At 69.2% G+C, this 23,223-nt stretch carries 27 protein-coding genes and 1 pseudogene; 13 read left to right on the top strand and 15 right to left on the bottom strand.

Annotated elements, in window-relative coordinates; genetic code table 11:
• Positions 1–249: 249 nt before the first annotated feature.
• A complete protein-coding gene (locus tag IT40_RS20055; protein ID WP_036759034.1) occupies positions 250–1,167 on the bottom strand; it encodes a LysR family transcriptional regulator in 918 nt (305 codons plus the stop codon).
• Positions 1,168–1,257: 90 nt separating this feature from the next.
• On the opposite strand from IT40_RS20055, the gene metF reads away from it, so the two are divergent.
• The gene (gene metF, locus IT40_RS20050) at positions 1,258–2,121 is read left to right on the top strand and encodes a methylenetetrahydrofolate reductase [NAD(P)H] (protein ID WP_036759031.1); all 864 of its coding nucleotides are present in this window, start codon (positions 1,258–1,260) and stop codon (positions 2,119–2,121) included.
• Positions 2,122–2,145: 24 nt separating this feature from the next.
• Here the strand turns inward: metF and IT40_RS20045 are convergent, their stop codons facing one another.
• Together IT40_RS20045 and IT40_RS20040 are read right to left on the bottom strand one after the other, a co-directional pair.
• Positions 2,146–3,231 (bottom strand): DUF2235 domain-containing protein, encoded by a 1,086-nt coding sequence (locus IT40_RS20045; protein WP_243700147.1) that lies wholly within the window; start codon positions 3,229–3,231, stop codon positions 2,146–2,148.
• Positions 3,232–3,311: 80 nt separating this feature from the next.
• Positions 3,312–4,469, bottom strand: coding sequence for a type III PLP-dependent enzyme (locus IT40_RS20040; protein WP_036759076.1), 1,158 nt, complete (start codon positions 4,467–4,469; stop codon positions 3,312–3,314).
• A gap of 140 nt (positions 4,470–4,609) precedes the next feature.
• Here IT40_RS20040 and IT40_RS20035 point away from each other — a divergent pair, with 140 nt between their 5' ends.
• Positions 4,610–5,041 (top strand): Lrp/AsnC family transcriptional regulator, encoded by a 432-nt coding sequence (locus tag IT40_RS20035; RefSeq protein WP_024843560.1) that lies wholly within the window; start codon positions 4,610–4,612, stop codon positions 5,039–5,041.
• Here the strand turns inward: IT40_RS20035 and rsmD are convergent.
• Both rsmD and IT40_RS20025 read right to left on the bottom strand, forming a co-directional pair.
• Positions 5,008–5,604 (bottom strand): 16S rRNA (guanine(966)-N(2))-methyltransferase RsmD, encoded by a 597-nt coding sequence (rsmD, locus tag IT40_RS20030; protein ID WP_036759028.1) that lies wholly within the window; start codon positions 5,602–5,604, stop codon positions 5,008–5,010. The two genes, IT40_RS20035 and rsmD, sit on opposite strands and share 34 nt — an antisense overlap.
• Positions 5,601–6,797, bottom strand: coding sequence for an NAD(P)/FAD-dependent oxidoreductase (locus IT40_RS20025; protein ID WP_036759026.1), 1,197 nt, complete (start codon positions 6,795–6,797; stop codon positions 5,601–5,603). Before IT40_RS20025 ends, rsmD begins: the two co-directional genes overlap by 4 nt.
• A gap of 79 nt (positions 6,798–6,876) precedes the next feature.
• Here IT40_RS20025 and IT40_RS20020 point away from each other — a divergent pair, with 79 nt between their 5' ends.
• Positions 6,877–7,359: a peroxiredoxin family protein gene (locus IT40_RS20020; protein ID WP_036759073.1), complete on the top strand. Its 483-nt coding sequence runs from the start codon at positions 6,877–6,879 to the stop codon at positions 7,357–7,359.
• Here IT40_RS20020 and IT40_RS20015 read toward each other — a convergent pair.
• Complete coding sequence (locus IT40_RS20015) at positions 7,293–8,006, bottom strand: winged helix-turn-helix transcriptional regulator (protein WP_036759025.1); 714 nt, start codon at positions 8,004–8,006, stop codon at positions 7,293–7,295. The two genes, IT40_RS20020 and IT40_RS20015, sit on opposite strands and share 67 nt — an antisense overlap.
• A gap of 88 nt (positions 8,007–8,094) precedes the next feature.
• Here IT40_RS20015 and IT40_RS20010 point away from each other — a divergent pair, with 88 nt between their 5' ends.
• The 7 genes from IT40_RS20010 (at position 8,095) to IT40_RS19980 (ending at position 14,725) form a co-directional block, all read left to right on the top strand.
• Positions 8,095–8,451 carry a DUF1428 domain-containing protein gene (locus IT40_RS20010; protein ID WP_036759023.1) on the top strand — a complete coding sequence of 119 codons (357 nt, stop codon included), beginning with the start codon at positions 8,095–8,097 and terminating at the stop codon, positions 8,449–8,451.
• A gap of 11 nt (positions 8,452–8,462) precedes the next feature.
• A complete protein-coding gene (locus tag IT40_RS20005) occupies positions 8,463–9,251 on the top strand; it encodes a VOC family protein (RefSeq protein ID WP_036759022.1) in 789 nt (262 codons plus the stop codon).
• Entirely contained in the window at positions 9,248–9,883 is a 636-nt protein-coding gene (locus IT40_RS20000; RefSeq protein ID WP_036759020.1) for a YceI family protein, read from the top strand. Before IT40_RS20005 ends, IT40_RS20000 begins: the two co-directional genes overlap by 4 nt.
• Positions 9,884–9,886: 3 nt before the next feature.
• On the top strand, positions 9,887–10,519 hold the full coding sequence (locus tag IT40_RS19995; protein ID WP_036759018.1) for a glutathione S-transferase family protein: 633 nt from the start codon (positions 9,887–9,889) through the stop codon (positions 10,517–10,519).
• On the top strand, positions 10,519–11,178 hold the full coding sequence (locus tag IT40_RS19990) for a glutathione S-transferase family protein (protein WP_052096172.1): 660 nt from the start codon (positions 10,519–10,521) through the stop codon (positions 11,176–11,178). The genes IT40_RS19995 and IT40_RS19990 overlap by 1 nt, the downstream gene beginning before the upstream one ends.
• A 61-nt stretch (positions 11,179–11,239) precedes the next feature.
• Positions 11,240–14,332 carry a valine--tRNA ligase gene (locus tag IT40_RS19985; RefSeq protein ID WP_036759011.1) on the top strand — a complete coding sequence of 1,031 codons (3,093 nt, stop codon included), beginning with the start codon at positions 11,240–11,242 and terminating at the stop codon, positions 14,330–14,332.
• A 69-nt stretch (positions 14,333–14,401) separates the two neighbouring features.
• Complete coding sequence (locus IT40_RS19980) at positions 14,402–14,725, top strand: DnaJ family domain-containing protein (RefSeq protein ID WP_036759010.1); 324 nt, start codon at positions 14,402–14,404, stop codon at positions 14,723–14,725.
• Here the strand turns inward: IT40_RS19980 and IT40_RS19975 are convergent.
• Together IT40_RS19975 and IT40_RS19970 are read right to left on the bottom strand one after the other, a co-directional pair.
• The gene (locus IT40_RS19975) at positions 14,722–15,384 is read right to left on the bottom strand and encodes a sirohydrochlorin chelatase (RefSeq protein ID WP_243700146.1); all 663 of its coding nucleotides are present in this window, start codon (positions 15,382–15,384) and stop codon (positions 14,722–14,724) included. The two genes, IT40_RS19980 and IT40_RS19975, sit on opposite strands and share 4 nt — an antisense overlap.
• A gap of 16 nt (positions 15,385–15,400) precedes the next feature.
• Positions 15,401–15,964, bottom strand: coding sequence for a DUF4202 domain-containing protein (locus IT40_RS19970; protein WP_036759070.1), 564 nt, complete (start codon positions 15,962–15,964; stop codon positions 15,401–15,403).
• Positions 15,965–16,052: 88 nt separating this feature from the next.
• On the opposite strand from IT40_RS19970, the gene IT40_RS19965 reads away from it, so the two are divergent.
• Positions 16,053–16,562 carry an NnrU family protein gene (locus tag IT40_RS19965; protein WP_036759006.1) on the top strand — a complete coding sequence of 170 codons (510 nt, stop codon included), beginning with the start codon at positions 16,053–16,055 and terminating at the stop codon, positions 16,560–16,562.
• Here IT40_RS19965 and IT40_RS19960 read toward each other — a convergent pair.
• Entirely contained in the window at positions 16,546–17,562 is a 1,017-nt protein-coding gene (locus tag IT40_RS19960; protein ID WP_036759004.1) for an NAD(P)/FAD-dependent oxidoreductase, read from the bottom strand. The two genes, IT40_RS19965 and IT40_RS19960, sit on opposite strands and share 17 nt — an antisense overlap.
• A 47-nt stretch (positions 17,563–17,609) precedes the next feature.
• Here IT40_RS19960 and mnmC2 point away from each other — a divergent pair, with 47 nt between their 5' ends.
• Positions 17,610–18,266: a tRNA (5-methylaminomethyl-2-thiouridine)(34)-methyltransferase MnmC2 gene (gene mnmC2, locus IT40_RS19955; RefSeq protein WP_036759002.1), complete on the top strand. Its 657-nt coding sequence runs from the start codon at positions 17,610–17,612 to the stop codon at positions 18,264–18,266.
• Here mnmC2 and IT40_RS19950 read toward each other — a convergent pair.
• A complete protein-coding gene (locus tag IT40_RS19950) occupies positions 18,263–18,979 on the bottom strand; it encodes a rhomboid family intramembrane serine protease (RefSeq protein ID WP_036759068.1) in 717 nt (238 codons plus the stop codon). The two genes, mnmC2 and IT40_RS19950, sit on opposite strands and share 4 nt — an antisense overlap.
• Positions 18,980–19,079: 100 nt before the next feature.
• Here IT40_RS19950 and IT40_RS19945 point away from each other — a divergent pair, with 100 nt between their 5' ends.
• Entirely contained in the window at positions 19,080–20,348 is a 1,269-nt protein-coding gene (locus IT40_RS19945) for a 4-aminobutyrate--2-oxoglutarate transaminase (RefSeq protein ID WP_036759000.1), read from the top strand.
• Positions 20,349–20,632: 284 nt separating this feature from the next.
• Here the strand turns inward: IT40_RS19945 and IT40_RS19940 are convergent, their stop codons facing one another.
• The 5 genes and pseudogenes from IT40_RS19940 to IT40_RS19920 all read right to left on the bottom strand — a co-directional run.
• Positions 20,633–21,589, bottom strand: a complete 957-nt coding sequence (locus IT40_RS19940; RefSeq protein WP_036758998.1) for an acetyl-CoA carboxylase carboxyltransferase subunit alpha — start codon at positions 21,587–21,589, stop codon at positions 20,633–20,635.
• A 72-nt stretch (positions 21,590–21,661) separates the two neighbouring features.
• Positions 21,662–22,102 carry a molybdenum cofactor biosynthesis protein MoaE gene (locus IT40_RS19935; protein WP_036758995.1) on the bottom strand — a complete coding sequence of 147 codons (441 nt, stop codon included), beginning with the start codon at positions 22,100–22,102 and terminating at the stop codon, positions 21,662–21,664.
• A 1-nt stretch (position 22,103) separates the two neighbouring features.
• Positions 22,104–22,355 carry a molybdopterin converting factor subunit 1 gene (gene moaD / locus IT40_RS19930; protein WP_036759065.1) on the bottom strand — a complete coding sequence of 84 codons (252 nt, stop codon included), beginning with the start codon at positions 22,353–22,355 and terminating at the stop codon, positions 22,104–22,106.
• On the bottom strand, positions 22,345–22,974 hold the full coding sequence (gene pgsA / locus IT40_RS19925; protein WP_036758991.1) for a CDP-diacylglycerol--glycerol-3-phosphate 3-phosphatidyltransferase: 630 nt from the start codon (positions 22,972–22,974) through the stop codon (positions 22,345–22,347). The genes moaD and pgsA overlap by 11 nt, the downstream gene beginning before the upstream one ends.
• A gap of 67 nt (positions 22,975–23,041) precedes the next feature.
• Positions 23,042–23,223, bottom strand: a pseudogene (locus IT40_RS19920) (MerR family transcriptional regulator); the annotation flags it as partial.

Below are 23,223 nucleotides of genomic sequence, written 5' to 3'. Positions count from 1 at the left end.
TATTGACTAGAACACACGCTCTGGTTTAGTTGGGCGCATTCCGTTTTCTTCGCGCGGGCGGCGGTGCCGCACCGGGCGGGCCGGGGCGAAACGCGCTGCGGGCCGTGTGGTCCATAGGGCGTGGCCGGCCAGGAAAATCGCTTGCGGCATCGCCCGCGGCCCCTGCGGCCAGGGCCATGCCGGGGAAGGCTCCTCGGGATCCGGCTGAACGAGTGTCATTTTGACCATGATCCCGAGGACGGCCACCCCCTAGCCCTGCGCCAGGGCGCGCATCATCCTGACCGGCTCGGTCCGGGCCAGGCGCAGTACATGCGCCATATAGGGTTGTTGCAGATCCTCGGTCCGCAGCGCGGCGTAAAGCCGGCGCAGCATGCCCTGGCGACCCAGCGGCAGCAGCGCCAGTTCGGGATTGCCGGCCTGGGCGCGCAGCACCCAGTCGGGCATCACCGCCACCCCGCGCCCCGAGGCGATCAGCATCAGCGCGATGGCGGTCTGCTCGACCTGGCGGACCTGGGCGGGCTCGACCCCGGCCGGGTCCAGGAATTGCGAAAACACGTCCAGCCGCACCCGCTCCATCGGATAGGTGATCAGCGTCTCGCCCGCCAAATCGGCCGGCTCGGCATAGCCCTTGGCGGCCAGCGGATGGCTGGCGGCAACCACCATCGTCGGCGCATAATCGAAGAGCGGCTGGAAGGTGATGCCCGAAATTTCCTCGGGATCGGACGAGATCACCATGTCCACCTGCCCCCGCTGCAAGGCGGGCAGCGCCTTCAGCGCCAGGCTGGAGCGGATGTCCAGATCGACCTCGGGCCAGGCGCGGCGGAACTGGTCCAGCACCGGCAACAGCCAGTCGAAGCAATGGTGGCATTCCATCGCCATATGCAGCCGGCCGGCGCGGCCCAGTTCGACGGCGCGGAACTCGGCCTCGGCCGCGTCGATCAGCGGCAAGACCTGCTCGGCCGTGCGCAAGAGCCGCATCCCCGCCGCCGACAGCCGCAGGGGCTTGGTCTTGCGCAGGAACAGCTCGACCCCCGCCTGCTCTTCCAGCGCCTTGATCTGGTGCGACAACGCCGATTGCGTCAGGTTCAGCACCTCGGCGGCGCGGGCAAGGCCGCCCTGTTCATGAATGGCGCGCAGGCTGCGCAGGTGGCGAAGTTCAAGGTGCATCTTGACTGGAACTCATGACGATCTTGAGGATTATGAATTTGTCTCACGTCGCGCGGCATGTCACAAGACCTGCGACAAAAGGATGGCACCATGACGACACCCGCGATCAGCTTCGAGTTCTTCCCGCCCCGGAACCTGGACCAGTCGTTCCGGCTGTGGGAGACGGCGCGCGCGCTGGCGCCGCTGGGGCCGGATTTCGTCTCGGTCACTTATGGCGCGGGCGGCACCACCCGGCAATTGACGCATGAGGCGGTGACGGCGCTGGCCAGCCATTACGGGCTGAACGTCGCCGCGCACCTGACCTGCGTCGATGCCACGCGCGAGGAGACGCTGCAGATCGTCCAGGACTACGCCGCGGCCGGCGTGCATGAGATCGTGGCGCTGCGCGGCGACGCGCCGCAGGGGCAGGACCGCTTTACCCCGCACCCCGAGGGTTTCGCCAATTCGGTCGAGCTGATCGAGGCCATCGCCGCGCGCGGCGACATGACCATCCGCTGCGGCGCCTATCCCGAGCCGCATCCCGAAAGCTCCGACACCGCCGCCGACGTGGCCTGGCTCAAGCGCAAGGTCGATGCCGGCGCGACATCGGCGATGACGCAGTTCTTCTTTGACGCCGAGACCTATTTCCGCTTTCGCGACGCCTGCCGCGCGGCGGGGATCGAGGCGCCGATCATCCCCGGCATCCTGCCGATCCAAAGCTGGGCCGGCACCCGCCGCTTTGCCGAACGCTGCGGCACCTCGGTCCCGCAATGGGCCGAGGACGCCTTTGCCGCCGCCGGCAAGGAGGGCGAGGCGCAGCTGGCGCTGGATGTCTGCGTCAAGCTGTGCGAGCGGATGGTCGAAGGCGGCGTGGACAAGCTGCATTTCTATACGCTGAACAAGCCCGAGCTGGTGCTGAAGGTCTGCGCCGCGCTGGGAATCGAGCCCAAGGGCGAATTTTCGCGCGTGGCCTGAACCGGCAGCGGCACCCGCGCGGCATCAGCCATCCGGCCCCTGTCCCGCGGGTGCCGCGCTTTCCGGTTGCGGCACAGTCGCCGGCCGGGCCGACGCTTCGGGAAGCCGCAGCCTTGCCCTGACCAGTCGGCGATGCGGACGCGGCGGGGCGGCATCGGCCAGCGCCCCGGCCAGCAGCGCCGGGCCGGTATAGGGGTGCGGCACGGAAGGATGCAGCATCTCGGACGGGTCCGCCCCGGCCAGGCGCGGCGCACGCGCCAGGAAGGCCTTGCCCCAGTTGCGCCACGACCCGACCGAGGGCGCGGTCGCGTCGCAGTCGAAATGCCCGCGCCAGCCCTGGGGCAGCGGCAGGCCAAAGGCCTCGGCCCGCGACATCATCCAGACCAGCGGGATATTGGCCAGCGGCCGGGCATATTCCAGCCCGGACAGCTGGCCACCCACATCCGGGTGGCAGCCGCGGAACCACATCTGCTCGATCCGGCCGGGGGCCGAGGCGCTGTCCCAGATCAGCGGCTGGAAGGCGGCCCGCGTCTCGTCCAGGGCCAGCGCCTGCACGCCATGCTCGACCTCGGCGCCCAGATGCGCGTCGTGAAAGCGAAAGCGCGGCTCGGTCAGCATCCACAGCAGCGGCAGCCGGATCCCCAGCGCCATCACCGTGTCGAAGACCCCGATCATGCGGATCGGCACGACCGGGTGGCAAAGCGCGGGATCCAGCCGGCCGACCAGCCGGTCGCGGCCCTGGCGGTAAAGCTGCCAGGCCTGCTGCACGTTGCGGCGCGAGGCATGGGCATGGGTCAGCAGCCCCACGCGCCCGATCATGCCGGCAAGCGAGCGCGCGGCAAAGGCGCCGCGGGAATAGCCAAAGAAGAACAGCGGATTGCCCGGCCGCCATTCGCGGGCAAGCCAAGCATAGGCGTCGCAGATATGCCGTTCCAGCGCCGAGCCCATGGCCAGTTCCGGCAATGTGCGCCAGGCATCCCATTGCTGGCCGGGCGCATAATGCACCCCAAGCGGCGCCGGCAACGCCCCGCATTCGCCCGACAGCAGGGCATGGATGCGGGCGATGGACGACCTTCGCCCCTCGGTCAGCGAGGCGAAGGTGCCGTCCATCAGGACGACCTGGCATATCGGCGGGCGGGACGATTCCATGGTCCGACGCTAGCATGGAAACGCAAAGCGTCGATTAATCCCTATTCAAGCGCGTTCACGGTCAGGTGTGCCATCAGCCCGAACCCGTTGAAGCGGGTATTGGTGACGGTCGAATAGGCGCCCGCGCCGTGGAAGACGATATAGTCGCCCTCCTGGATATCGGCCGGCAGGGGCAACTCGCCCGGCAGCCGGTCCACCGAATCGCAGGTCGGGCCGAAGATGACCCGCGGCATCGGCTCGTCCTCGCGCGGGGTGCCCTCGGGCGTCAGCACCTGCAGCCGGTCGAGGTTGCCGACGATGGGCAGTTCGAACAGCCCGCCATAGACGCCGTCGTTCAGGAAGACGTTCTGGCCGTCGCGCACCGCCTTGACGCGGGCGATCAGCGCGAAGGCATCGGCGCATAGCCCGCGCCCCGGCTCGCAGACCAGCTGCGGCGCGTCAGCGCCGAAGGCTTCGTCGGTCACGCGCCGGATCAGGCCGAAGATCGCGGTCAGGTCCGGCTCGACCCCGGTCACGCGATGCGAGGGGAAGCCGCCGCCCACGTTCAGCCGCCGCGCCCGGACGCCGGCCATGGCGCAGATCTCGGCCGCGGTGGTGATATAGCTTTCCCAGGCATGCGGATCGACGCATTGCGTGCCGGGATGGAAGGTCAGCGAGGGGATATAGCCGCGATCCGCCACCGCGCGCAGCAACTCCGCCGCCAGTTCCGGCGAGGCGCCGAACTTCGAGCCGAAGTCATAGGCCGCGCCCAGCACCGGCAGCTTGAAACGGGGCGAGATCTCGCAGCCCTCGGGGGCCACGCGGGCGAAAAGCTTGTCCAGCTCCGAACGGCTGTCCACCGACCAGGACTTGATCCCGGCCTCGACGGCATGGGCGATCTCGGCCTGCGAGCGCACGGGGTTGTGGTAATGGCGCGCCGCATCGGGGGCCAGCCGGCCGATCAGGTCGATCTCATAGGGCGAGGCCACGTCGAAGCCCTTGATCCCGGCGGCGGAAAGCGTGCGGATCACCGCCTCGTCCGGGTTCGACTTGACCGCATAGGTGACGAGGCCGGGAAAGCCCTGCAGGAACCGCTGGGCGGTGGCGCGCAGGACCGAGGGGGCAAAGACCATGACCGGATTTTCCGGCGCCAGCCTGCGGATGATCTCGGCGGGATTGTTCCAGACGGTCTTGGGGCCGCGGCCCTCGGTCAGTCCCATCGGCATGTCCTTCCTGTGCGCGTGTGGGGGTGGAAACAAGTCTGCGCCCTATGGGTTCCGATTGCTGCAATGAAAAGGGTGGAAATGGGCCGCGGCTTCGTTAATATGCCGAAAGCTTCGGCAGATCGACAGGTGGGCGGGTGGACGAACTTGATCGCGGGATTCTGGCCCATCTGGCGCAGGATGCACGCATGTCCGTAGCGGTTCTGGCGCGGCGGCTCAAGGTGGCGCGCTCAACCGTGCAGGCGCGGCTGGAGCGGCTGGAAACATCGGGCGCCATCGCGGGTTACACGCTGCGGCTGGGCGATTCCGCGCGCGAGCATCGCATCCGCGCCACCTGCCTGCTGACCATCGAGCCGCGCGCCCAGGCGGCGATCCTGGCCCGGCTGCGCAGCCTGCCCGAGGTCGAGCGCATCCATACCACCAGCGGCCGCGTCGATCTTTTGCTGCAACTGGCCGCCATATCGACCAGCCAGCTTGACGATGTGCTGGACCAGATCGGCGGTTTGACCGGCGTCCGCTCCAGCGAGAGCCTGATTCACCTGTCCACCAAGCTGGATCGCGCCGCCTGATCGTGTCCCCTGCGCAACAATGTGACAATCGTGTCGCCATATTTGCGCTGGTCGATCTGCTCCAGCCCCGCGACCGGGCCGGGCGGGGCCGATTCCTCCCAGACCACCACGCCGCCCGGTGCGATCCAGCCGCCGGCCAGCGCCGATTCCAGCGCCCGCTCGCCCAGCCCCTGGCCATAGGGCGGGTCCAGGAAGACCAGCCCATAGGGCGCGCCGCGGTTCTCGCCCAGCCGGGTCGCGTCGCGGCGCCAGACATCGGTCACGCCCATGGCGCGGGCCTTGTCGATATTGGCGCGCAAAAGCGCCCGCGCCGCCACGCCGTCATCGACGAAGGCAACGCGGGCGGCGCCGCGGGACAGCGCCTCGAGCCCCAGCGCGCCGGTGCCGGCGAACAGGTCCAGCACCCGCGCGCCGGGGATCGGATTGCCATGCGTGCCGTTGATGAGCAGGTTGAAGATCGATTCGCGCACCCGGTCGGTGGTCGGGCGCAAATGCGCCGCCGGATCGCCCGCGCCGACCTCGGCCAGTTTCAGCCCGCGCAGGGTGCCGCCGACGATTCTCATGCCATCAGCGCCTTCAGCTCGGCCGCCTCGGCCACCGCCTCGGGCTCGGGCGAGCGGCCGGCCTCGATCAGCCGCTTGCCGATCATATAGGCGCGGGCATCGTTCAGCGCATCCACCGCGATCAGCCGGCCGCCCCTGAAATACCAGACCGAGCCGCCATTCGCCGCCGGCCGCGTCACCACCCGGTCGTAACCCAGGTTCAGCCCGGCGATCTGCAGTTTCGCGTCGAACTGGTCCGACCAGAACCAGGGCTTGGGCACATAGGGGGCATCGGCGCCCAGCATGTTCGCCGCCACCGCCTCGGCCATGTCGATGGCATTGCCGACGCTTTCCAGCCGCAGCCGGCCGTCCGAAGTAGGGAAACTGGCGCAATCCCCCGCCGCCCAGATCGCCGGGTCCGAGGTGCGGCCAAGCGCATCGGTGGCGATGCCGTTGTCGATGGCCAGCCCGGCGGCCTCGGCCAGCGCGGTTTCCGGCGCGATGCCGATGCCGCAGATCACCAGGTCGGCCGGCAGGCGGCGGCCGTCCGTCAGCTCGACCCCATCCGCGGCATCCGAGCCGGTGATGCGGGCGATGCCGGTGCCTTCGACGATCTCGACGCCATGGGCGCGGTGCAGGGCGCGGATCATGTCCGCGGTCTCGGGCGCGGCGACGCGGCCCAGGATGCGCGGCGCGGCCTCGACCAGCGTGACCGCCAGCCCCAGCTTGCGGGCCACGGCCGCGGCCTCCAGCCCGATATAGCCGCCGCCGATCACCACCAGACGACGCCCGGCGACCAGCGCCGGCTGGACGCCCGCGATGTCGGCCAGGTTCCTGACCACATGCACGCCCGGCAATTCGCCGCCCATCGCGGCCGGCAGGCGGCGCGGGGTCGCGCCCAGCGTCAGGGCAAGCTGGTCATAGGGATATTCGCCGCGCTCCGTCGCCACCACCCGACGGTCGCGGTCGATGCGCGTGGCGCGCTCGCCCAGGTGCAGGGCAATGCCCTGTTCCTGCCACCAGTCCGGGGCGCGCAGCGTCAGCCGGTCCAGCCCCATCTCGCCCAAAAGGTAGGCCTTGGACAGCGGCGGGCGCTGATAGGGCGGCGCGGGCTCGTCGCCGATGACCACGATGCCGCCCCGATGCCCCAGCCCGCGCAGCTTCGCCGCCAGAGAGGCCGCCGCCTGCCCCGCGCCAAGGATCACGATGTTCATTCTTCGCCCTCGCTGGTTTGCCCGCGGCGCAGAGCCTATAGTCGCGCCCGGAACGATGCAATTGACGGAGGAACCGCGCATGTCCATCGCAAAAGGCGACAAGCTGCCCGAAGGCAAGCTGCTGAAACTGGGCGCCAACGGCCCCGAGGAAGTGGCCGCCGCCGACCTGGCCCAGGGCCTGGTGGCGATCTTCGCCGTGCCCGGCGCCTATACGCCGACCTGCACCAACGCCCATATGCCCAGCTTCGTGAAGAATGCCGGCAATTTCCGCGACAAGGGCGTCTCGCGCCTGGTCTGCATCACGGTGAACGACCCCTTCGTCGCCGGGAAATGGGCCGCGGATACCGGCGCCGCCGATGCCGGAATCGAGGTGCTGGCCGATGCCGACGGCAGCTTCACCAAGGCGCTGGGGCTGAACATCCAGGGCGGGGGCTGGATCAACGGCCGCTCGAAACGCTATGCCATGCTGGTCAACGACGGCACCATCGAAGAGCTTCAGGTCGAAGAGGCGCCCAGCGCCTGCTCGGTCTCGTCGGGCGAATCGCTGCTGGACCTGGTCTGAGGCTCCAGGCGGAACAGCGCCGTGAACTGCTGCGCGGCGCTGCGGTCGCCGCGCAGCGCCACCAGCCCGGCCGAGGCCAGCACCGCCGGCCCCGGCCCATAGACCGCCGCCGCCAGCGCATTGCCCGAACCCTCCAGCACGAAATCCGCCTCGGGCGCACGCACCGCCCGCACCTGCGGCGCACCTTGCGCGGAAAGCGCGACCTCGAACCCCTCCTTGCCCGAGACGAAGCCCGCGCGCAGCGGTGATCCGGCGGCAGCCGCCTGGTCCACCGTGGCCGCGATCGAGATCATCAGCGCGGAAATGCTGATGAATTTCCGCGGGTCGTGCCCCGGCATCAGCAGCGCCCAGCGGCACAGCTCGCGCAGCACCGGATGCAGCGCCCGGCCGGCATCGGTCAGCGCATAAAGCCCCAGCACGTCGTCATGCGCCACCACCCCCGCCTGCACCAGCTGGGTCAGGCGCTGGGTCAGCACGCTGGCCGTGACGCCCGGCAGCCCGGCGCGGATCATCTGGAAGCGCTTGGGCGCAAACATCAATTCGCGCACCACCAGAAGCGCCCAGCGGTCGCCGATGAAATTCAGCGCATGGGCGCCAAGGCACCCTTCTTCATAGCGCAGTCGCGAGATCTTGCCGGTATCAGTCATGTTTGGATATTAGCAGTTGCTTTTTCATACTGCAACTGCCAGCCTGCGACTCATTGGCGCATCTCGCGCCCGATGAGGAGGAAGAGAGATGACCTACTACTCCGGTTTCCTGCTGGCGGTTCCGACCGCGAACAAGCAGAAATACATCGACATGGCCAATGCGGCCTGGCCCATGTTCAAGCGCTATGGCGCGCTGCGCATGGTCGAGGCCTGGGGCGTGGACGTGCCCCGCGGCAAGGTGAACGACTTCTACATGTCCACCCAGGCCAAGGACGACGAGACCGTGGTGTTCTCGTGGATCGAATGGCCCGACAAGGCGACCTCGGACGCGGCGCAGGAAAAGATGACCTCCGACCCCGAGATGCAGGCGCCGCCCGAGATGCCCTTCGACGGCATGCGCATGATGTGGGGCGGATTCGAGCCCATCGTGGACGTGAAAGCCTGACGGAGGGAACCATGTATCACGGCAAACCCTGCTGGTTCGAGCTGTCCACCGCCAAGGGCGGGCTCGACGCGACCGAGATCTTCTACGGCAAGGTCCTCGGCTGGACCACCGCCGATTCCGGGATGGAGGGCTTTACCTATCACCTCGCCAGCCACGGCGACGACATGGTCGCCGGGCTGATGGAAATGCCGGACGACTGCGCCGGCGTCCCGCCCTTCTGGATGATCTATTTCGACGTGGACGATGCCGATGCCACCGCGGCCAAGGTCAAGACCCTGGGCGGCAAGGTGTTCCGCGAGCCGGCCGACATTCCCGGCACCGGGCGCTTTGCCGTCCTCACCGACCCGCAGGGCGCGACTTTCGGCATCCTGCAACCGGCGCCGATGGACCCGCAGCCCCCGGTCGAATCCGGGGCCTGGAACCAAGGCAAGGAAGGCCACGGCAACTGGACCGAGCTGATGTCCACCGATCCCGCCGCGGGCTTCGACTTCTATGCCGAGCTGTTCGGCTGGACCAAGTCCACCGCCATGGACATGGGCGAGATGGGCACCTACCAGCTGTTTTCCTGGCAGGGCGGCGACATCGGCGGCATGATGGGCCTGGGCGAGGCGCCGGTGCCTTGCTGGCTGGCCTATTTCGGCGTGAACGGCGTCGATGCCGCCATCGCCCGCATCCGCGAGGGCGGCGGCGAGGTTCTGCACGGCCCGATCGAGGTGCCCGGCTCGGCCTTCATCGCGGTGGCGCGCGACCCGCAGGGCGCGCATTTCGCCGTGGTCGGGCCCAAGGACGAAACGCCATGATCCGCGCATCCGTGATCGCGCTTGCCCTCTGGGCCGCACCCGCTGCGGCCCAGGAGGTGACGCCGGACAGCATCCCGCGCGGCCAGCAGGACTATCACGCCGCGGCCGCCGGGGCCTATCGGCTGGACCCGGCGCATTCGGCGGTGCAGGCCCGCGTGCCGCATATGGGCTTTTCGGTCAGCGTGTTCCGCTTTGGCGCGGTCTCGGGCCAGCTCGACTGGAACCCGGACGACCCGACGCAAAGCCGGCTCGAGGCCGAGGTCGAGATCGCCTCGATCATGACCCCGGTCGCCGGCTTTGCCGAGATCCTGACCGGCCCGGACTATCTGGACGGCGCGGCGAACCCCACCGCGCGCTTCGCCGCCGACAGCTTCGCGGCGGAAAGCCCGACCCAGGGCAAGGTTTCGGGCCAGCTGACGCTGCTGGGCCAGACCCGGCCCGCCACATTCGACGTGACTCTGATCGGCGCCGGCAAAGGCTATACCGGCGACGAATCCGGCAATCCGATCATCCGCGACCTGATCGGCATCCATGCCCGGACCCAGATCGACCCGCAGGCCCATGGCATGAACGAATTCTTCACCGATCCGATCACCATCGAAATCGACGCCGAGTTCGCCCGGCAGGAGTAAGCCATGACCTTCGTCATCACCACCTATGATTGGGTGCCGCCCTTTGCCGTGGGCTATGTCCGCGACCTGCGCATCCGCTGGGCCTGCGAGGAAGCCGGCCTGCCCTATCGGATCGAAACCACCAGCGTGCGCGAAAAGACCGCGCAGCATTTCGCCCGCCAGCCCTTTGGCCAGGTGCCGATCCTGCGCGACGGCGATCTGTCGCTGTTCGAAAGCGGCGCGATCCTGCTTTACCTGGGCGAGCGCGCCGAGACGCTGATGCCGCGCGACGCCGCCGCGCGGGCCGAGACGCAGCAATGGCTGATCGCCGCGCTCAACACGCTGGAGCCCCCGGTGATGGCCATGGCTCTGGCGCGGATCTTCGACCAGGACGCACGGGCCGAGGAACTGGCCCTGCCGCGCCTGCGCGAACGCCTGGCCCAACTGGTGCCGGTACTGGAGGGGCGGGATTTCATCGCCGCCGGCCGCTTCACCATCGCCGACATATTGCTGGCCGACGTGCTGCGCCTCGTCGACAGCCTGGGCGAGCTTGCCGCCTATCCGGTGCTGGCGGCCTACATGAACCGCATCACCGCCCGCCCGGCCTTCCGGCGCGCCCATGCCGCACAGGTCGCGCATTTCGCGCAGGCCGCGTGATGCTGACGCTCTATGGCCACCCGCTGTCCTCCTATACGCAAAAGGTGCTGATCGCGCTTCACGAACTGGGGACGGATTTCGAGTTTCGCCACATCGACCTGGGTGACGAAAGCGACCGGGCGCTGATGCGCTCGGTCGAACCCATGGGCCGGATGCCGGCGCTGCGCGAGGGCGATCTGGTGCTGTCGCAAAGCTCGCTGATGATCGAATGGCTGGATCGGCATCATTCCGGGCCGCAGCGGCTCTTGGACCCGGACCCCGATGCCTCGCTGCCGGCGCGGCAATGGGATCGCTTCCTGGATTTCCAGGTCATGCAGATGATGCAGCAGATCGTCGATGCCCGCATCTTCATGGCCGAGGGGGCCGAGGAGCGCGTGGCGCCCTTTGCCCGCGGCAAGCTGGACCTGGCCTATGCCGCGCTGGACCGCCAGCTTGACGGCCGCGACTGGATCGCCGGCCGCTTCGGCCTGGCCGATTGCGCGGCCTTTCCGGCACTGTTCTATGCCGGCGCCATCCATCCCTTTGCGGATCATCCGCGCCTGAGCGCGTATTTCAAACGGCTGGTGGCGCGACCCCCGGTCCAGCGGGTGATCGAGGGCGCGCGGCCCTATTACGGCTGGTTCCCGTTCAAGGACGGGATTGCGGCGCGGTTTCTCTAGCGCCTCTTGGCCTTTCGCCGTGGTTTCGCTATCCCCTTGGGCAATTCAAGGGGTGAGCGACATGGCCATGGACAAGAATTTCGACGCCGGGACCGCCGAGGCGCGGATCGCGCGGGAATGGGCGGCAAGCAATGCCTTCGCCGCGGGCGCCAATGCGAAGCCGGGGGCGGAAAGCTTCTCGGTGGTGATCCCGCCCCCGAACGTGACCGGCAGCCTGCATATCGGCCACGCGCTGAACAACACCTTGCAGGACATCCTGGTGCGCTGGCACCGGATGCGCGGCTTCGACACGCTGTGGCAGCCCGGCCAGGACCATGCCGGCATCGCCACGCAGATGGTCGTGGAACGCCGCATGGCCGAGCGGCAGGAACCGAACCGCCGCGACATCGGGCGCGAGGCCTTCCTGCAAAAGGTCTGGGCCTGGAAGCAGGAATCCGGCCATACCATCATCGAGCAACTGAAGCGCCTGGGCGCATCCTGCGACTGGTCGCGCAACGCCTTCACCATGTCCGGCGCCCCCGGCGCGCCCGAGGGCGAAGAGGGCAATTTCCACGACGCCGTCATCAAGGTCTTCGTGGACATGCACGACAAGGGCCTGATCTATCGCGGCAAGCGGCTGGTCAACTGGGATCCGCATTTCGAGACGGCGATTTCCGACCTCGAGGTCGAGAACCGCGAGGTTCCCGGCCATATGTGGCATTTCAAGTATCCGCTGGCCGGCGGCGAGACCTATGAATACGTGGAACGCGACGCCGACGGCAACGTCACCCTGCGCGAGACCCGCGACTATATCTCCATCGCCACCACCCGGCCCGAGACCATGCTGGGCGACGGCGCGGTCGCTGTCCACCCGGACGATGCGCGCTATGCCCCCATCGTCGGCAAGCTTTGCGAGATCCCGGTCGGGCCCAAGGAACACCGCCGCCTGATCCCGATCATCACCGACGAATATCCCGACCCGGATTTCGGCTCGGGCGCGGTCAAGATCACCGGGGCGCATGACTTCAACGACTATGCCGTGGCCATGCGCGCGGGCATCCCGCTTTACGTGCTGATGGACGGCAAGGGGCGGATGCGCGACGACGGCCTCGGCTACGAGGAAAGCGCCGAGATCGCCACCCGCGCCGCGCGGGGCGAGGACGTGGGCGACGTCTCGAACGTGAACCTGGTGCCGGAAGAGCTGCGCGGCCTCGACCGCTACGAGGCGCGGGCCCGCGTGGTCGAGGCGATCACCGGCGAAGGGCTGGCCGTCACCTATCTGCACAAGTCCATCGACAAGGAAACCGGCGCCGAGCATCTGGAACGCCGCGCCCTGGTGGACAGCAAGCCGATCATGCAGCCCTTTGGCGACCGCTCGGGCGTGGTCATCGAGCCGATGCTGACCGACCAGTGGTTCGTGGACACCGCCAGGATCGTCGGCCCGGCGCTGGAGGCGGTGCGCTCGGGCCAGACCCGCATCCTGCCCGAGCAGCATGAAAAGGTCTATTTCCACTGGCTGGAGAACATCGAGCCCTGGACCATCAGCCGCCAGCTGTGGTGGGGCCACCAGATCCCGGTCTGGTACGGGCTCGACCTGCGGCTGGAGGGCCAGGTCGAGGACGACCATGACGGCGTGCTGGACGAGGTCGAGATCTTTGCCCTGCTGGAAGAGGGCCTGGTCCATCGCGACGAGATCCACCATGCCGCGTCGAGCTTTGCCGAGGTGGTCGAGAAGTTCCGCGATTCCATCGCCGAACTGCCGGTGCCGCTGGAGATGGCCCGCGTGGTCGAGGTCGCGGGCCGCGAGGCCGCCATCGACGCCTTTGCCCAGGGGCTGGCCGATTACAACCTGACGCAGGATCCGACGAAGCTGGTCTATCCGGTCTGGCGCGACGCGGATGTGCTGGATACCTGGTTTTCCTCGGGGCTGTGGCCCATCGGCACGCTGGGCTGGCCCGAGGACACGGCCGAGCTGCGCCGCTATTTCCCGACCGACGTGCTGGTGACGGGCTTCGACATCATCTTCTTCTGGGTCGCCCGGATGATGATGATGCAGCTGGCCGTGGTCGGGCAGGTGCCGTTCCGCACCGTCTATGTCCACGGGCTGGTGCGCGACGAAAAGGGCGCCAAGATGTCGAAGTCGAAAGGCAACGTCATCGACCCGCTGACCCTGATCGACGAATACGGCGCCGACGCGCTGCGCTTTACCCTGACCAGCATGGCCGCCATGGGCCGCGACCCCAAGCTGGGGCCGAAGCATGTCGAGGCGAACCGCAATTTCGTCACCAAGATCTGGAACGCCACCCGCTTTGCCGAGATGAACGGCGTTCGCGGCGGCGGTGCGCGGCCCCAGCCCCGGCACGTGGTGAACCGCTGGATCATCGGCGAGGTCGCCCGCATCCGGCAGGCCACCGACGAAGCGCTGGCCGGCTTCCGCTTCAATGACGCGGCCTCGGGGCTTTACGCCTTCGTCTGGGGCAAGGTCTGCGACTGGTATGTCGAGTTCTCGAAGCCCCTGTTCGACGGCGAGTATCGCGAGGAAACCCAGGCCACCATGGGCTGGGTGCTGGACCAGTGCTACACCCTGCTGCACCCGATCATGCCCTTCGTCACCGAAGAGCTGTGGTCCTTGACCGGGGATCGCGAACGGATGCTGGTGCATGGCGACTGGCCCGCCTATGGCGCCGAGCTGATCGACGCCGAGGCCGACCGGCAGATGAACTGGGTGATCTCGCTGATCGAGGCCATCCGCTCGGCCCGCGCCCAGATCGGCGTGCCGGCCGGCGCCCGCCCCGACCTGATCGTGACCGAGGCCGACGATGCGGCGCGGGCGGCGCTGGCCGCCAACGCCCCGCTGATCGAGCGGCTGGCGCGGGTGAACGCACCGGTCGAGGGCGTCATGGGACCGGGCATGATCTCGGTCGCGGCGCTGGGGGCGAGCTTTGCCCTGCCGGTGGGCGCGATGATCGACGTCGGCGCCGAGACCGCGCGGCTGGAAAAGGCCGCTGCCAAGGCCGAGAAGGACGCCTCGGGCCTGCGCGGGCGGCTGGCCAATCCGCGCTTTGTCGAGAATGCCGAGCCGGAGGTGATCGAGGAGACGCGCGAGAAGCTTGCGGCGCTCGAGGACGACCTGGCCCGCATCCGCGCGGCGCTGGCGCAGCTGGCGGCGATGTAAGCCCCCGGCCCTTGCGCCGTGCCGGTGGCTCGGTCGCAGGGGTATTGGGGAAACGGAAAGGCGGGCGAGATGCGCTGGCTGGAACGGATTGCCGAACGGATGATGCTGAAGGCCAGGGCCGAGGGCAAGCTTTCAGGCCTGGAGGGCGAGGGCAAGCCCTTGCCGCAGCGGCATGAGCCCGAAACGGGCGAGGCCATCGGCTTTCGGATCATGGCCGAGGCCGGTGTCCTGCCCGAAGAGATCGTGCTGAAGAAGCGTATCGACGCCGAGCGCACGGCGCTGGCCGGGGTCCCGGAAGGGGCCGAGCGCGATGCGGCGCTGGCGCGAATCGCCGATCTGGAGATGCGCCGCGCCATCGCCATCGAGGCGCGGCGGCGGTTCATGAAGAGCTAAAGCGCGCGGCCGATGGCCCTGGCGATCATCGCCGGAACCTCGGGGGCAAGGCCGACGGGGGGCAGGAGGAGGCCTTGGAAGCCCGCCTGGGAGAGGGCCGCGGGCAGGTCGTCTGTGACGTGATCGGCCTGGGTGGCAAAGAGCGGCAGGCAGATCGCCTGCGCGGGCAGGCCGCGGGCGGCCTCGGCGATATGGGGCGCTTCCTCGATGAAGCCGCAGGTCGCGGCGGCGGCGTGCGGGGCGAGGCTTGCCGCGATCTGCCGTGCGGCCTCGGACGGCGCGCGCGAGCGGCCAGAGCCATGGGCGGCGACCAGCACATGGGTTTCGGCCAGCCGCCAGCCCTGCGCCTCGGCCGCCCCGGCGACCTGGGCGAGGCAGAGCGCGGGCAGGCCGGGATCGCTGCCGAAGGGCGGCAGGATGCGGGCCTGCGCCGCGCCGGCCAGCGCCAGCCGGCGGGGCAGTTCGCTGCGGGTGAACCAGCCCGTCGCCATGAACAGCGGATAGATCAGCGTCTCGTCGTCGGCCCGGTCCAGCGCGCCGGGCATGGCCAGCGTCGCGCCCCGGACCTGCGCACCGGGGACATGGATGCGGGCGGCCAGCGCCTCGATGGCCTGTTGCTGCGGGGCGGGGTCGCCGGGCTGGCCATGGGCGACGATCAAGACCTGGGGCGGCACCCTATGCACGGAAGGCGGCGGCGAAGGGCTCGGGGATGGCGAATTCCTCCAGCGCGCGGGCGCGGGCCATGGCGGACATCTTGCGCGCGGTCTTTTCCACGATGCGCTGCAATTCCTCGGCGTCGCGCCCCTCGGCGAAGGGGCCCATGTACCAGCGGATGAAGGTGAAGCAGGCCACGTCCTCCAGCGCCTGCACCGCGCCGTCGCGCTTGATGCCCTGCTTGGTCAGCATCTTTTCGGCCGCCGCGACGTCTTCGTCGCCATAGCCGGCCTCGCGCATGATGCCGGCTATGCGGGCGGCGTGGCGGCGGCCCTGTTCGGTCCGCCAGGCCAGGTAGCCGGCGCGGTCCATCGGATACGCGTCGCGCGGCAGTTGCCAGCGCTCGACATGCTGGCCGCGGCAGGCGATGCGCAGCGGTTCCGAGGCGTCGGGATAAAGCGCCTGCTGCTCGGCCGTCATGCGCTGGCCGTAGAGCAGCGCCTCGGGCTGGCCGTCGGGGCTGAGATGCGGATCGGCGGCATTGGCCTTGTCGATGGCGTCGAAGGCTTTCTGAAGGCGGGTCATGCGGTCCTCTTTTTGCGCCATCATGCCGCAGGAACGCGCGGCGTCAACGCGGATTGCCGTCCCGCGGGCGCAAGGCTAGGATTCCGGCATGGAATGGGGCGAATTCGCATTGGCGCTGGCGGCCTTCCTGGGCTCGCATGTCATACCGGCGCGGCTGCGCGGGCCGCTGGTCGCGCGGCTGGGCAAACGCGCCTATGTCGCCGGCTACAGCCTGCTGTCACTGGCGCTGCTTTACTGGCTGATCCTGGCCGCGGGCCGGGCGCCCTTTGTCGAGATCTGGCCGCAGCAGCCCTGGATGCGCTGGCTGGTCAACCTGGTCATGCCGGTTGCGGTGCTGGCGGCGACCCTGGGCGGCATGGCCGGGCTGATGGCCGGCTTTACCCTGTGGGGCGCGGTGCATCTGGTCGCGAACGGCGACTTGGCGCATGTCATCCTGTTCGGGCTGTTGCTGGCCTATGCGCTGTTCGGCCTGGCGATCAGCTTGCGGCGGGGCGCGTCGCTGCGCCTGACCTGGCCGCGCCTGGCCCTGGCAGCGCTGGCCTGGGCGGCGCTGCTTTACCTGCACCTGCCGGTGATCGGCGTCAGCCCCCTGCCCTGAGCTTGGGCCAGAAGCCCGGCGGGATGCGGTCGCGACCCTCGAGCATCAGGTCGGCCAGCATCGCGGCAATGGCCGGCGCCATCGCCAGGCCGATCTTGAAGCCGCCATTGGCAACGTAATGGCCGGGCCGCCCCGGCCATGGCCCGACCAGCGGCGCCCGCGACCGGGCACGGGGCCGGATGCCGGCCCAGCGGTCGATCACCGGGGCATCCGCCAGCGCCGGGCACAGCACGCGGGCCTTGTCGATCACCGCCTCGAGCTGTTCGTCCGTCCGCCGGTCCAGCACGTCGCGTTCGGTGGTCGAGCCGATCGCCACCGTCCCGTCGGCATGGGGAATGACATGGATGCCGTCGGCAAAGACCTGCGGGGCATCGGCCATGTCCAGCGCCAGCAGGGCCGACTGGCCCTTGACGCCGTTGCCGCCAAAGGGCGCCAGCCCCGCCGCCCCGGTCGCCCAGATCGCCGGGGCATCGGGGGCGGCCTGCCCCTCGACGATCTCGCCGCCCTGGGCACGAATCGCGGCGGCCAGCGCCGCGCCGGCCCGGCGCGGGCTGATCCGGGCGGTCAGCCGGTCCACCAGCCACAGCCCCGAGGGCGAGACCGGGACCAGCGCCGCCTGCGGCCGTTCGGTCAGCTCCATCCCCGCCCATTGCGGCCAATGGGCGCGGGCGGCCCTGATCCGCTCGGCCATGCGCGCCTCGGCGCCTGGGGCCACGGGCTGGATGCGGCCGGTGCGGGCATAGCCGGGATCGACGCCGCCCGCGGCCCCGACCTCGGCCCACCAATCCGTAGCCGCGACCAGCGCGTCCAGCTGCACCTGCTTCTTGTCGTTCCAGTTCTCGGGCGCATGCGGCGCCAGCGCGCCCACGTGCCCGCCCGAGGCGCCGGCGCCGATCCGATCCGCCTCGAACAGCCGCACCTTGCGGCCGCGCCGTGTCAGTTCCCAGGCGCAGGCCAGGCCGAAGATCCCGCCGCCCGCCACCGTGATTTCGCTTGCCATCCGGTCCCTTTCGCCGCATCTGCCGCTGCAAAGAGGAGTTAGCGCGAATGCAGCCGTCCGACCAGAGCAGCGCCGATCTGGACTGGCGCGAGGGCGCGATCCCCGTCTCGCGCCGCTTCGACGATCCCTATTTCAGCCTGAACGGCGGGCTCGACGAGACGCGCCACGTCTTCCTGGCCGGCAACGACCTGCCCCAGCGGCTGCGGCCGGGCTTTCACGTGGCCGAGCTGGGCTTCGGCACCGGGCTGAACCTGCTGGCGCTGGCCCAGGTCGCCACCGTGCCGATCCGCTTCACCAGCTTCGAGGCCTTCCCGATGAGCAGGGGCGAACTGGCCCGCGCCCATGCCGCCTTTCCCGAACTGGAGCCGCTGGCGCGCCAGCTGCGCGACAATTGGCCGCAGCCGCGTTTCACCCTGGGCACCGTCGCGGCCGAGATCATCCGCGCCGATGCCCGCGACGTGCTGCCGCGCTGGCAGGGCCGCGCCGATGCCTGGTTCCTCGACGGCTTCTCGCCGGCCCGCAACCCCGAGCTTTGGGGCGAGGCGCTGATGGCAGAGGTGGCGGCCCATACCGCGCCGGGCGGCACCTTCGCCACCTATACCGCGGCGGGCCATGTGCGCCGGGCGCTGGCAGCGGCGGGCTTCGCGGTCAGCCGCGCCCCCGGCTTCGCCGGCAAGCGCCACATGAGCCGCGGCCAGCTCTAGCGCCGCACCCACGGGATGCGCGAGGGGGCATAGGTCGGTGCATGCGGCGGCCGGCCATGGGTGCGCCGCCAGAAGCCCGGCCCGCCCCGGCGCAAAAAGACCGGCACCGCCAGCACGATCCCGGCCAGGAAACCGGCGGCATGGGCGACATAGGCCACGCCGTCGTCGACCATGCTGGCACTGGCCAAGAGCTGGATGCCGAACCAGGCCAGCAGCAGCACCCAGGCCGGGATGGTGAAGCGGCGGATGATGACGATGATGATGGCGATCACGTCGACGCGGGCGCGCGGGAACATCAGCAGGTATCCCCCCATCACCCCGGCGATGGCGCCCGAGGCGCCGACCATGGGAATGTCGTCCATCGGAACCGCGGCGATCTGTGCCCCCGCCGCGGCAAGCCCGCAGGCCAGGTAGAAGACCAGGAAGCCCAAGCCGCCCATCTGGTCCTCGAGGTTGTCGCCAAAGACCCACAGGAACAGCATGTTGCCGGCAAGATGCAGGATCCCGGCATGCAGGAACATATGCGTGGCCAGCCCCCACAGCCATTCGCCATGGGCGATGGCGACCGGGTAAAGCGCCAGCCGGTGCCACAGCCCGACCTGCCCGCCCGCCCAGGGCATGGTGATCAGGAACATCGCCACGTTCAGCAGGATCAGCGCATGGGTGACATAGGGCGTGCGCGCCGAGGGGTTATGGTCGCGGATCGGGAACATGGCCACAGCCTGAAGCATCGCATGGGCGCGCGCAAGCGGGCCTGTTCGGATCGCCGGGCCGCGTATAGCATCACCTGCGAATCGCATCGAGGAGGGGCCGATGACCAGCCTGACCGACCGCAGGAACGCCGCCATCTCGCGCGGGGTGGGCATGACCACGCAGGTCTATGCCGAGCGCGCCGAGAATGCCGAGATCTGGGACAAGGACGGCAATCGCTATATCGACTTCGCCGCCGGCATCGCCGTGGTCAATACCGGCCACCGCCACCCGCGGGTGGTCGAGGCGGTGAAGGCGCAGCTCGACCGCTTCACCCATACCTGCCACCAGGTCGTGCCCTATGAAAACTACGTCGCCCTGGCCGAGCGGCTGAACGCGCTCGTCCCCGGCGAGGGGCCAAGGAAGACCGCCTTCTACACCACCGGCGCCGAGGCGGTCGAGAACGCGGTCAAGATCGCCCGCCACCACACCGGCCGCGCCGGCGTCATCGCCTTTGCCGGCGGCTTCCATGGCCGCACCTTCCTGGGCATGTCGCTGACCGGCAAGGTCCAGCCCTACAAGGCCGGGTTCGGGCCGATGATGAACGACATCTGGCACCTGCCCTTCCCGAACCAACTGCACGGCGTCACGGCCGAGGACGCGCTGGCCGCGCTCGACCGGCTGTTCAAGGCCGACATCGACCCCTCGCGCGTCGCCGCCATCATCGTCGAGCCGGTGCAGGGCGAGGGCGGCTTCTACGAGGCGCCGCCGGGCTTCATCCAGCGCCTGCGCCAGATCTGCGACCAGTATTCCATCCTGCTCATCGCCGACGAGGTGCAGACCGGCTTCGCCCGCACCGGCAAGCTGTTCGCGATGGAACACCACGGCGTCGCCGCCGACCTGACCTGCATGGCCAAGGGGCTGGGCGGCGGGCTGCCGATCAGCGCCGTCACCGGCCGCGCCGACGTCATGGACAGCCCGGCGCCGGGCGGCCTGGGCGGCACCTATGCCGGCAACCCGCTGGCGGTCGCCGCCGCCCATGCCGTGCTGGACGTGATCGCGGACGAGGGGCTTTGCGACCGCGCCACCCGCCTCGGCCAGCGGCTCAAGCAGCGCCTGGCCGGGATCGCCGAGACCGTGCCCGAGATCGTGGACATCCGCGGCCCCGGCTTCATGAACGCGGTCGAGTTCAACATCGCCGGCACCGACAAACCCAGCCCGGATTTCGCCAACCGCGTCCGGGAAGAGGCGCTGGCGCGCAAGCTGATCCTGCTGACCTGCGGTGTCCATGGCAATGTGATCCGCTTCCTCGCGCCGCTGACCATCCCCGACGCGGTCTTCGACGAGGCGCTGGACATTCTCGAGGCATCCATCCAGGCCGCCCGCGGCTGATTGCGCGCTTTCACCGTTTCGCAAATACTCCTGCGGCCGCGCCCAGGGGCAGCGTCGGCTGGGTATTTGGAGAACGGAAAGAGCCGCCCCGCAAACCGCGGCGCGCCCGGTGCTTCTTCGTTGTCCAAATACCCATGCGGCAGTGACCGCTGGCGCCGCCGCATGGGTATTTGGACAACAGAGAAGATGCGAAGGCTCGGCACCGGATCATGACGAACCGGACCGGGGAGGCGTCGCACACCTGTTTTCGTTTTTCGACCAGCCGACGAGGGGGCGGCGGGCGTTCAGGCCAGCGCCTTCGAGCCCATGGCCAGGAATTTCTGCCGCCGGTCGCGGATCAGCTCGGCGGGCTTCCGGCCGGACAGCTCGCCCAGCATGGCCGCAATCGCCTCTCCCACCGCCGCGACCGCCTCGGCGGGGGCGCGCTGCGCACCGCCCATGGGTTCGGCGATGATGCGGTCGATCACCTCGAGCTTCTTCAGATCCTGCGCCGTCAGCTTCAGCGCATGCGCCGCCTCGCGCATCTTCTCGGCGTCCTTCCACAGTATCGAGGCGCAGCCCTCGGGCGAGATCACCGAATAGATCGAATGCTCCAGCATGGCGATGCGGTTTGCCGTGGCAAAGGCCACCGCCCCGCCCGAGCCGCCCTCGCCGATGATGACCGAAACCAGCGGCACGCCGATCTGTAGGCATTTCTCGGTCGAGCGGGCGATGGCCTCGGATTGCCCGCGTTCCTCGGCGCCCTTGCCGGGATAGGCGCCGGGCGTGTCGACCAGCGTGATCACCGGCAGGCGGAAGCGGTCGGCGACATCCATCAGCCGGATCGCCTTGCGATAGCCCTCGGGGCGGGCCATGCCGAAATTGTGAAAGATGCGCGACTTGGTGTCATTGCCCTTTTCATGGCCGATGACGACGCAGGGCTGGTCCTTGAACCGCGCCAGCCCGCCCATGACCGCGTGATCCTCGCCAAAGGCGCGGTCGCCGGCGAGCGGCGTGTATTCGGTGAAAAGCGCCTCGATGTAGTCGCGGCAATGCGGCCGTTCGGGGTGGCGGGCGACCTGCGTCTTGCGCCAGGGATCGAGCTGCCGGTAGAGGTCGCGCAGCATCTCCTCGGCCTTGCGGTCCAGGGCCGCCGCCTCCTTTTCCAGATCGACGCCCTCGCCCTTTCGGGCCAGCGCCCGCAGTTCCTCGGCCTTGCCTTCAAGATCGGCAAGGGGCTTTTCGAACTCCAGGTAAGTCATGCAGGGCTCCGCGCTGTCATCCGGTCGTCTGGTCCGCGCCCTATATGATCGCCGCAGGGCGGGATTGCAACGTCAGCCTTGCCACCGCGACAGCGCGTCCTCGTCCTCGGCTCGGGCATCGACCCAGGCGCCGGGACCGTCCGGGCCGATCTCGCGCTTCCAGAAGGGGGCGCGGGATTTCAGCCAGTCCATCAGGTATTCCGCCGCCTCGAAGGCCGCCGCGCGGTGGCGGGCGGCGGTGGCGACCATCATGATCGGCTCGCCCACCGCCAGCCGGCCATGGCGGTGCAGGATGCGCCAGTCGTCCAGCGCAAAGCGCCCCGCCGCCTCTTCGCCATAGGCGGCCAGCGCCTTTTCGGTCATGCCGGGGTAATGCTCGATCTCCAGCGCGACCAGCCGGCCGCCTTCGTCGCGCACAAGCCCGGTGAAGGTGACGACCGCGCCCGAGCCGGCGCCGAAGCCCGCCAGTTCGGCGGCAAGCTCGAAAGCCGCGCCCTGGACCCTGGCCGACATCTCAGCCCCCGGTCATCGGCGGGAAGAAGGCGACCTCGCGCACCCCTGCCAGGGGCGCGTCCAGGTCGGCCAGTTCCTGGTCGACGGCCACGCGCACCGCCGACAGGTCGGCCAGCGCCGTGGCATGCCATTCATCCATGGCGGCAAGCTGCGCCACCAGATCGCGCACGGTCGCGGCCTCGGTCTCGATCCTCTCGCGCGGCTGGCCGATGCGTTCGCGCAGCCAGGCGAAATACAGCACGTCAAGCGCCATGGTCATCCCTCAGGAAGGGCCGGGCCTTGGCGAAATAGTCCCAGCCGGTGATCGCGGTCAGCACCGCGGCGATCCAGATCAGCGCCAGCCCGGCCTGGGTCGCCAGGTCCGACCAGTTGTCGGACCAGGGCAGGCTGGTCTCGCCCACCAGGGGCGGGTGGCCGGTTTCATAATAGTTCAGCCCGGTCCCCAGGAAAAGCACGGCGATCGCCACCATCTGCGCCGTGGTCTTCCACTTGGCAAGCTTGGTGACCTTGAGCAGCCGAGCCTTGTCGCCCAGGAATTCGCGCAGGCCCGAGACGAAGACCTCGCGGAACAGGATCACCGTCGCGGGCAGGATCAGCCAGGGATTCATGCCGGAATAGCCGGTGATGACCACCACGGCGATGATGACCATGGCCTTGTCGGCGATGGGGTCCATGGCGGCACCGAAGCGGCTTTCCTGGCCCCAGGCGCGGGCCAGGTAGCCGTCGAACCAGTCGGTCACGGCCGCGACCAGGAACAGCGCCAGCGCCGCGAAATCGGCGAACGGCCGGCTGAGGAAAAAGAACATCAGCGGCACCAGCGGCGCGGCCGCAAGTCGCAAAACGGTCAGGATATTGGGCAATGTCCAGCGCATGGGGGCAATCTAGGCTTTCGGCGCGGCGGGGGGAAGGGGGCCCGAGGCCATCAGTCGCATCCCGCTGTCAGGCCGGCTCGCCCTGCCCCGCCGCGCCGTGGTCATGGGTGCAAAGCGCATGGTTGCCCAGCACCTCGATCACCCGGCAGTCGGCGATGGTGCCGCAGGCGCATTGCGCCAGCATGCGCTGCAATTCGTCGCGCAACACCGTCAGCCGGGCGATGCGGGCATTGACCGCCGCAAGCTGGC

Source organism: Paracoccus versutus, assembly GCF_000763885.1.
GTDB lineage: Bacteria > Pseudomonadota > Alphaproteobacteria > Rhodobacterales > Rhodobacteraceae > Paracoccus > Paracoccus versutus.
The sequence above is the reverse complement of the archived record's forward strand: the minus strand, read 5'-3'. Positions and strand labels throughout refer to the sequence as shown.

What these genes read in the sequence shown, in the direction of transcription:
- IT40_RS20005 (WP_036759022.1), top strand. Translation starts at nt 8,463, where the DNA reads ATGTATCACGGCAAACCCTGCTGGTTCGAGCTGTCCACCGCCAAGGGC.
- IT40_RS20045 (WP_243700147.1), bottom strand. Translation starts at nt 3,231, where the DNA reads ATGGACGGCACCTTCGCCTCGCTGACCGAGGGGCGAAGGTCGTCCATC.
- IT40_RS20040 (WP_036759076.1), bottom strand. Translation starts at nt 4,469, where the DNA reads ATGGGACTGACCGAGGGCCGCGGCCCCAAGACCGTCTGGAACAATCCC.
- IT40_RS20020 (WP_036759073.1), top strand. Translation starts at nt 6,877, where the DNA reads ATGTCCATCGCAAAAGGCGACAAGCTGCCCGAAGGCAAGCTGCTGAAA.
- IT40_RS20010 (WP_036759023.1), top strand. Translation starts at nt 8,095, where the DNA reads ATGACCTACTACTCCGGTTTCCTGCTGGCGGTTCCGACCGCGAACAAG.
- IT40_RS19995 (WP_036759018.1), top strand. Translation starts at nt 9,887, where the DNA reads ATGACCTTCGTCATCACCACCTATGATTGGGTGCCGCCCTTTGCCGTG.
- IT40_RS20015 (WP_036759025.1), bottom strand. Translation starts at nt 8,006, where the DNA reads ATGACTGATACCGGCAAGATCTCGCGACTGCGCTATGAAGAAGGGTGC.
- mnmC2 (WP_036759002.1), top strand. Translation starts at nt 17,610, where the DNA reads ATGCAGCCGTCCGACCAGAGCAGCGCCGATCTGGACTGGCGCGAGGGC.
- IT40_RS19985 (WP_036759011.1), top strand. Translation starts at nt 11,240, where the DNA reads ATGGCCATGGACAAGAATTTCGACGCCGGGACCGCCGAGGCGCGGATC.
- IT40_RS19935 (WP_036758995.1), bottom strand. Translation starts at nt 22,102, where the DNA reads ATGTCGGCCAGGGTCCAGGGCGCGGCTTTCGAGCTTGCCGCCGAACTG.
- IT40_RS19990 (WP_052096172.1), top strand. Translation starts at nt 10,519, where the DNA reads ATGCTGACGCTCTATGGCCACCCGCTGTCCTCCTATACGCAAAAGGTG.
- IT40_RS19960 (WP_036759004.1), bottom strand. Translation starts at nt 17,562, where the DNA reads ATGGCAAGCGAAATCACGGTGGCGGGCGGCGGGATCTTCGGCCTGGCC.
- IT40_RS20025 (WP_036759026.1), bottom strand. Translation starts at nt 6,797, where the DNA reads ATGAACATCGTGATCCTTGGCGCGGGGCAGGCGGCGGCCTCTCTGGCG.
- IT40_RS19945 (WP_036759000.1), top strand. Translation starts at nt 19,080, where the DNA reads ATGACCAGCCTGACCGACCGCAGGAACGCCGCCATCTCGCGCGGGGTG.
- pgsA (WP_036758991.1), bottom strand. Translation starts at nt 22,974, where the DNA reads ATGCGCTGGACATTGCCCAATATCCTGACCGTTTTGCGACTTGCGGCC.
- IT40_RS19980 (WP_036759010.1), top strand. Translation starts at nt 14,402, where the DNA reads ATGCGCTGGCTGGAACGGATTGCCGAACGGATGATGCTGAAGGCCAGG.
- IT40_RS19950 (WP_036759068.1), bottom strand. Translation starts at nt 18,979, where the DNA reads ATGTTCCCGATCCGCGACCATAACCCCTCGGCGCGCACGCCCTATGTC.
- IT40_RS19940 (WP_036758998.1), bottom strand. Translation starts at nt 21,589, where the DNA reads ATGACTTACCTGGAGTTCGAAAAGCCCCTTGCCGATCTTGAAGGCAAG.
- moaD (WP_036759065.1), bottom strand. Translation starts at nt 22,355, where the DNA reads ATGGCGCTTGACGTGCTGTATTTCGCCTGGCTGCGCGAACGCATCGGC.
- IT40_RS19970 (WP_036759070.1), bottom strand. Translation starts at nt 15,964, where the DNA reads ATGACCCGCCTTCAGAAAGCCTTCGACGCCATCGACAAGGCCAATGCC.
- IT40_RS19965 (WP_036759006.1), top strand. Translation starts at nt 16,053, where the DNA reads ATGGAATGGGGCGAATTCGCATTGGCGCTGGCGGCCTTCCTGGGCTCG.
- IT40_RS20000 (WP_036759020.1), top strand. Translation starts at nt 9,248, where the DNA reads ATGATCCGCGCATCCGTGATCGCGCTTGCCCTCTGGGCCGCACCCGCT.
- metF (WP_036759031.1), top strand. Translation starts at nt 1,258, where the DNA reads ATGACGACACCCGCGATCAGCTTCGAGTTCTTCCCGCCCCGGAACCTG.
- IT40_RS20055 (WP_036759034.1), bottom strand. Translation starts at nt 1,167, where the DNA reads ATGCACCTTGAACTTCGCCACCTGCGCAGCCTGCGCGCCATTCATGAA.
- rsmD (WP_036759028.1), bottom strand. Translation starts at nt 5,604, where the DNA reads ATGAGAATCGTCGGCGGCACCCTGCGCGGGCTGAAACTGGCCGAGGTC.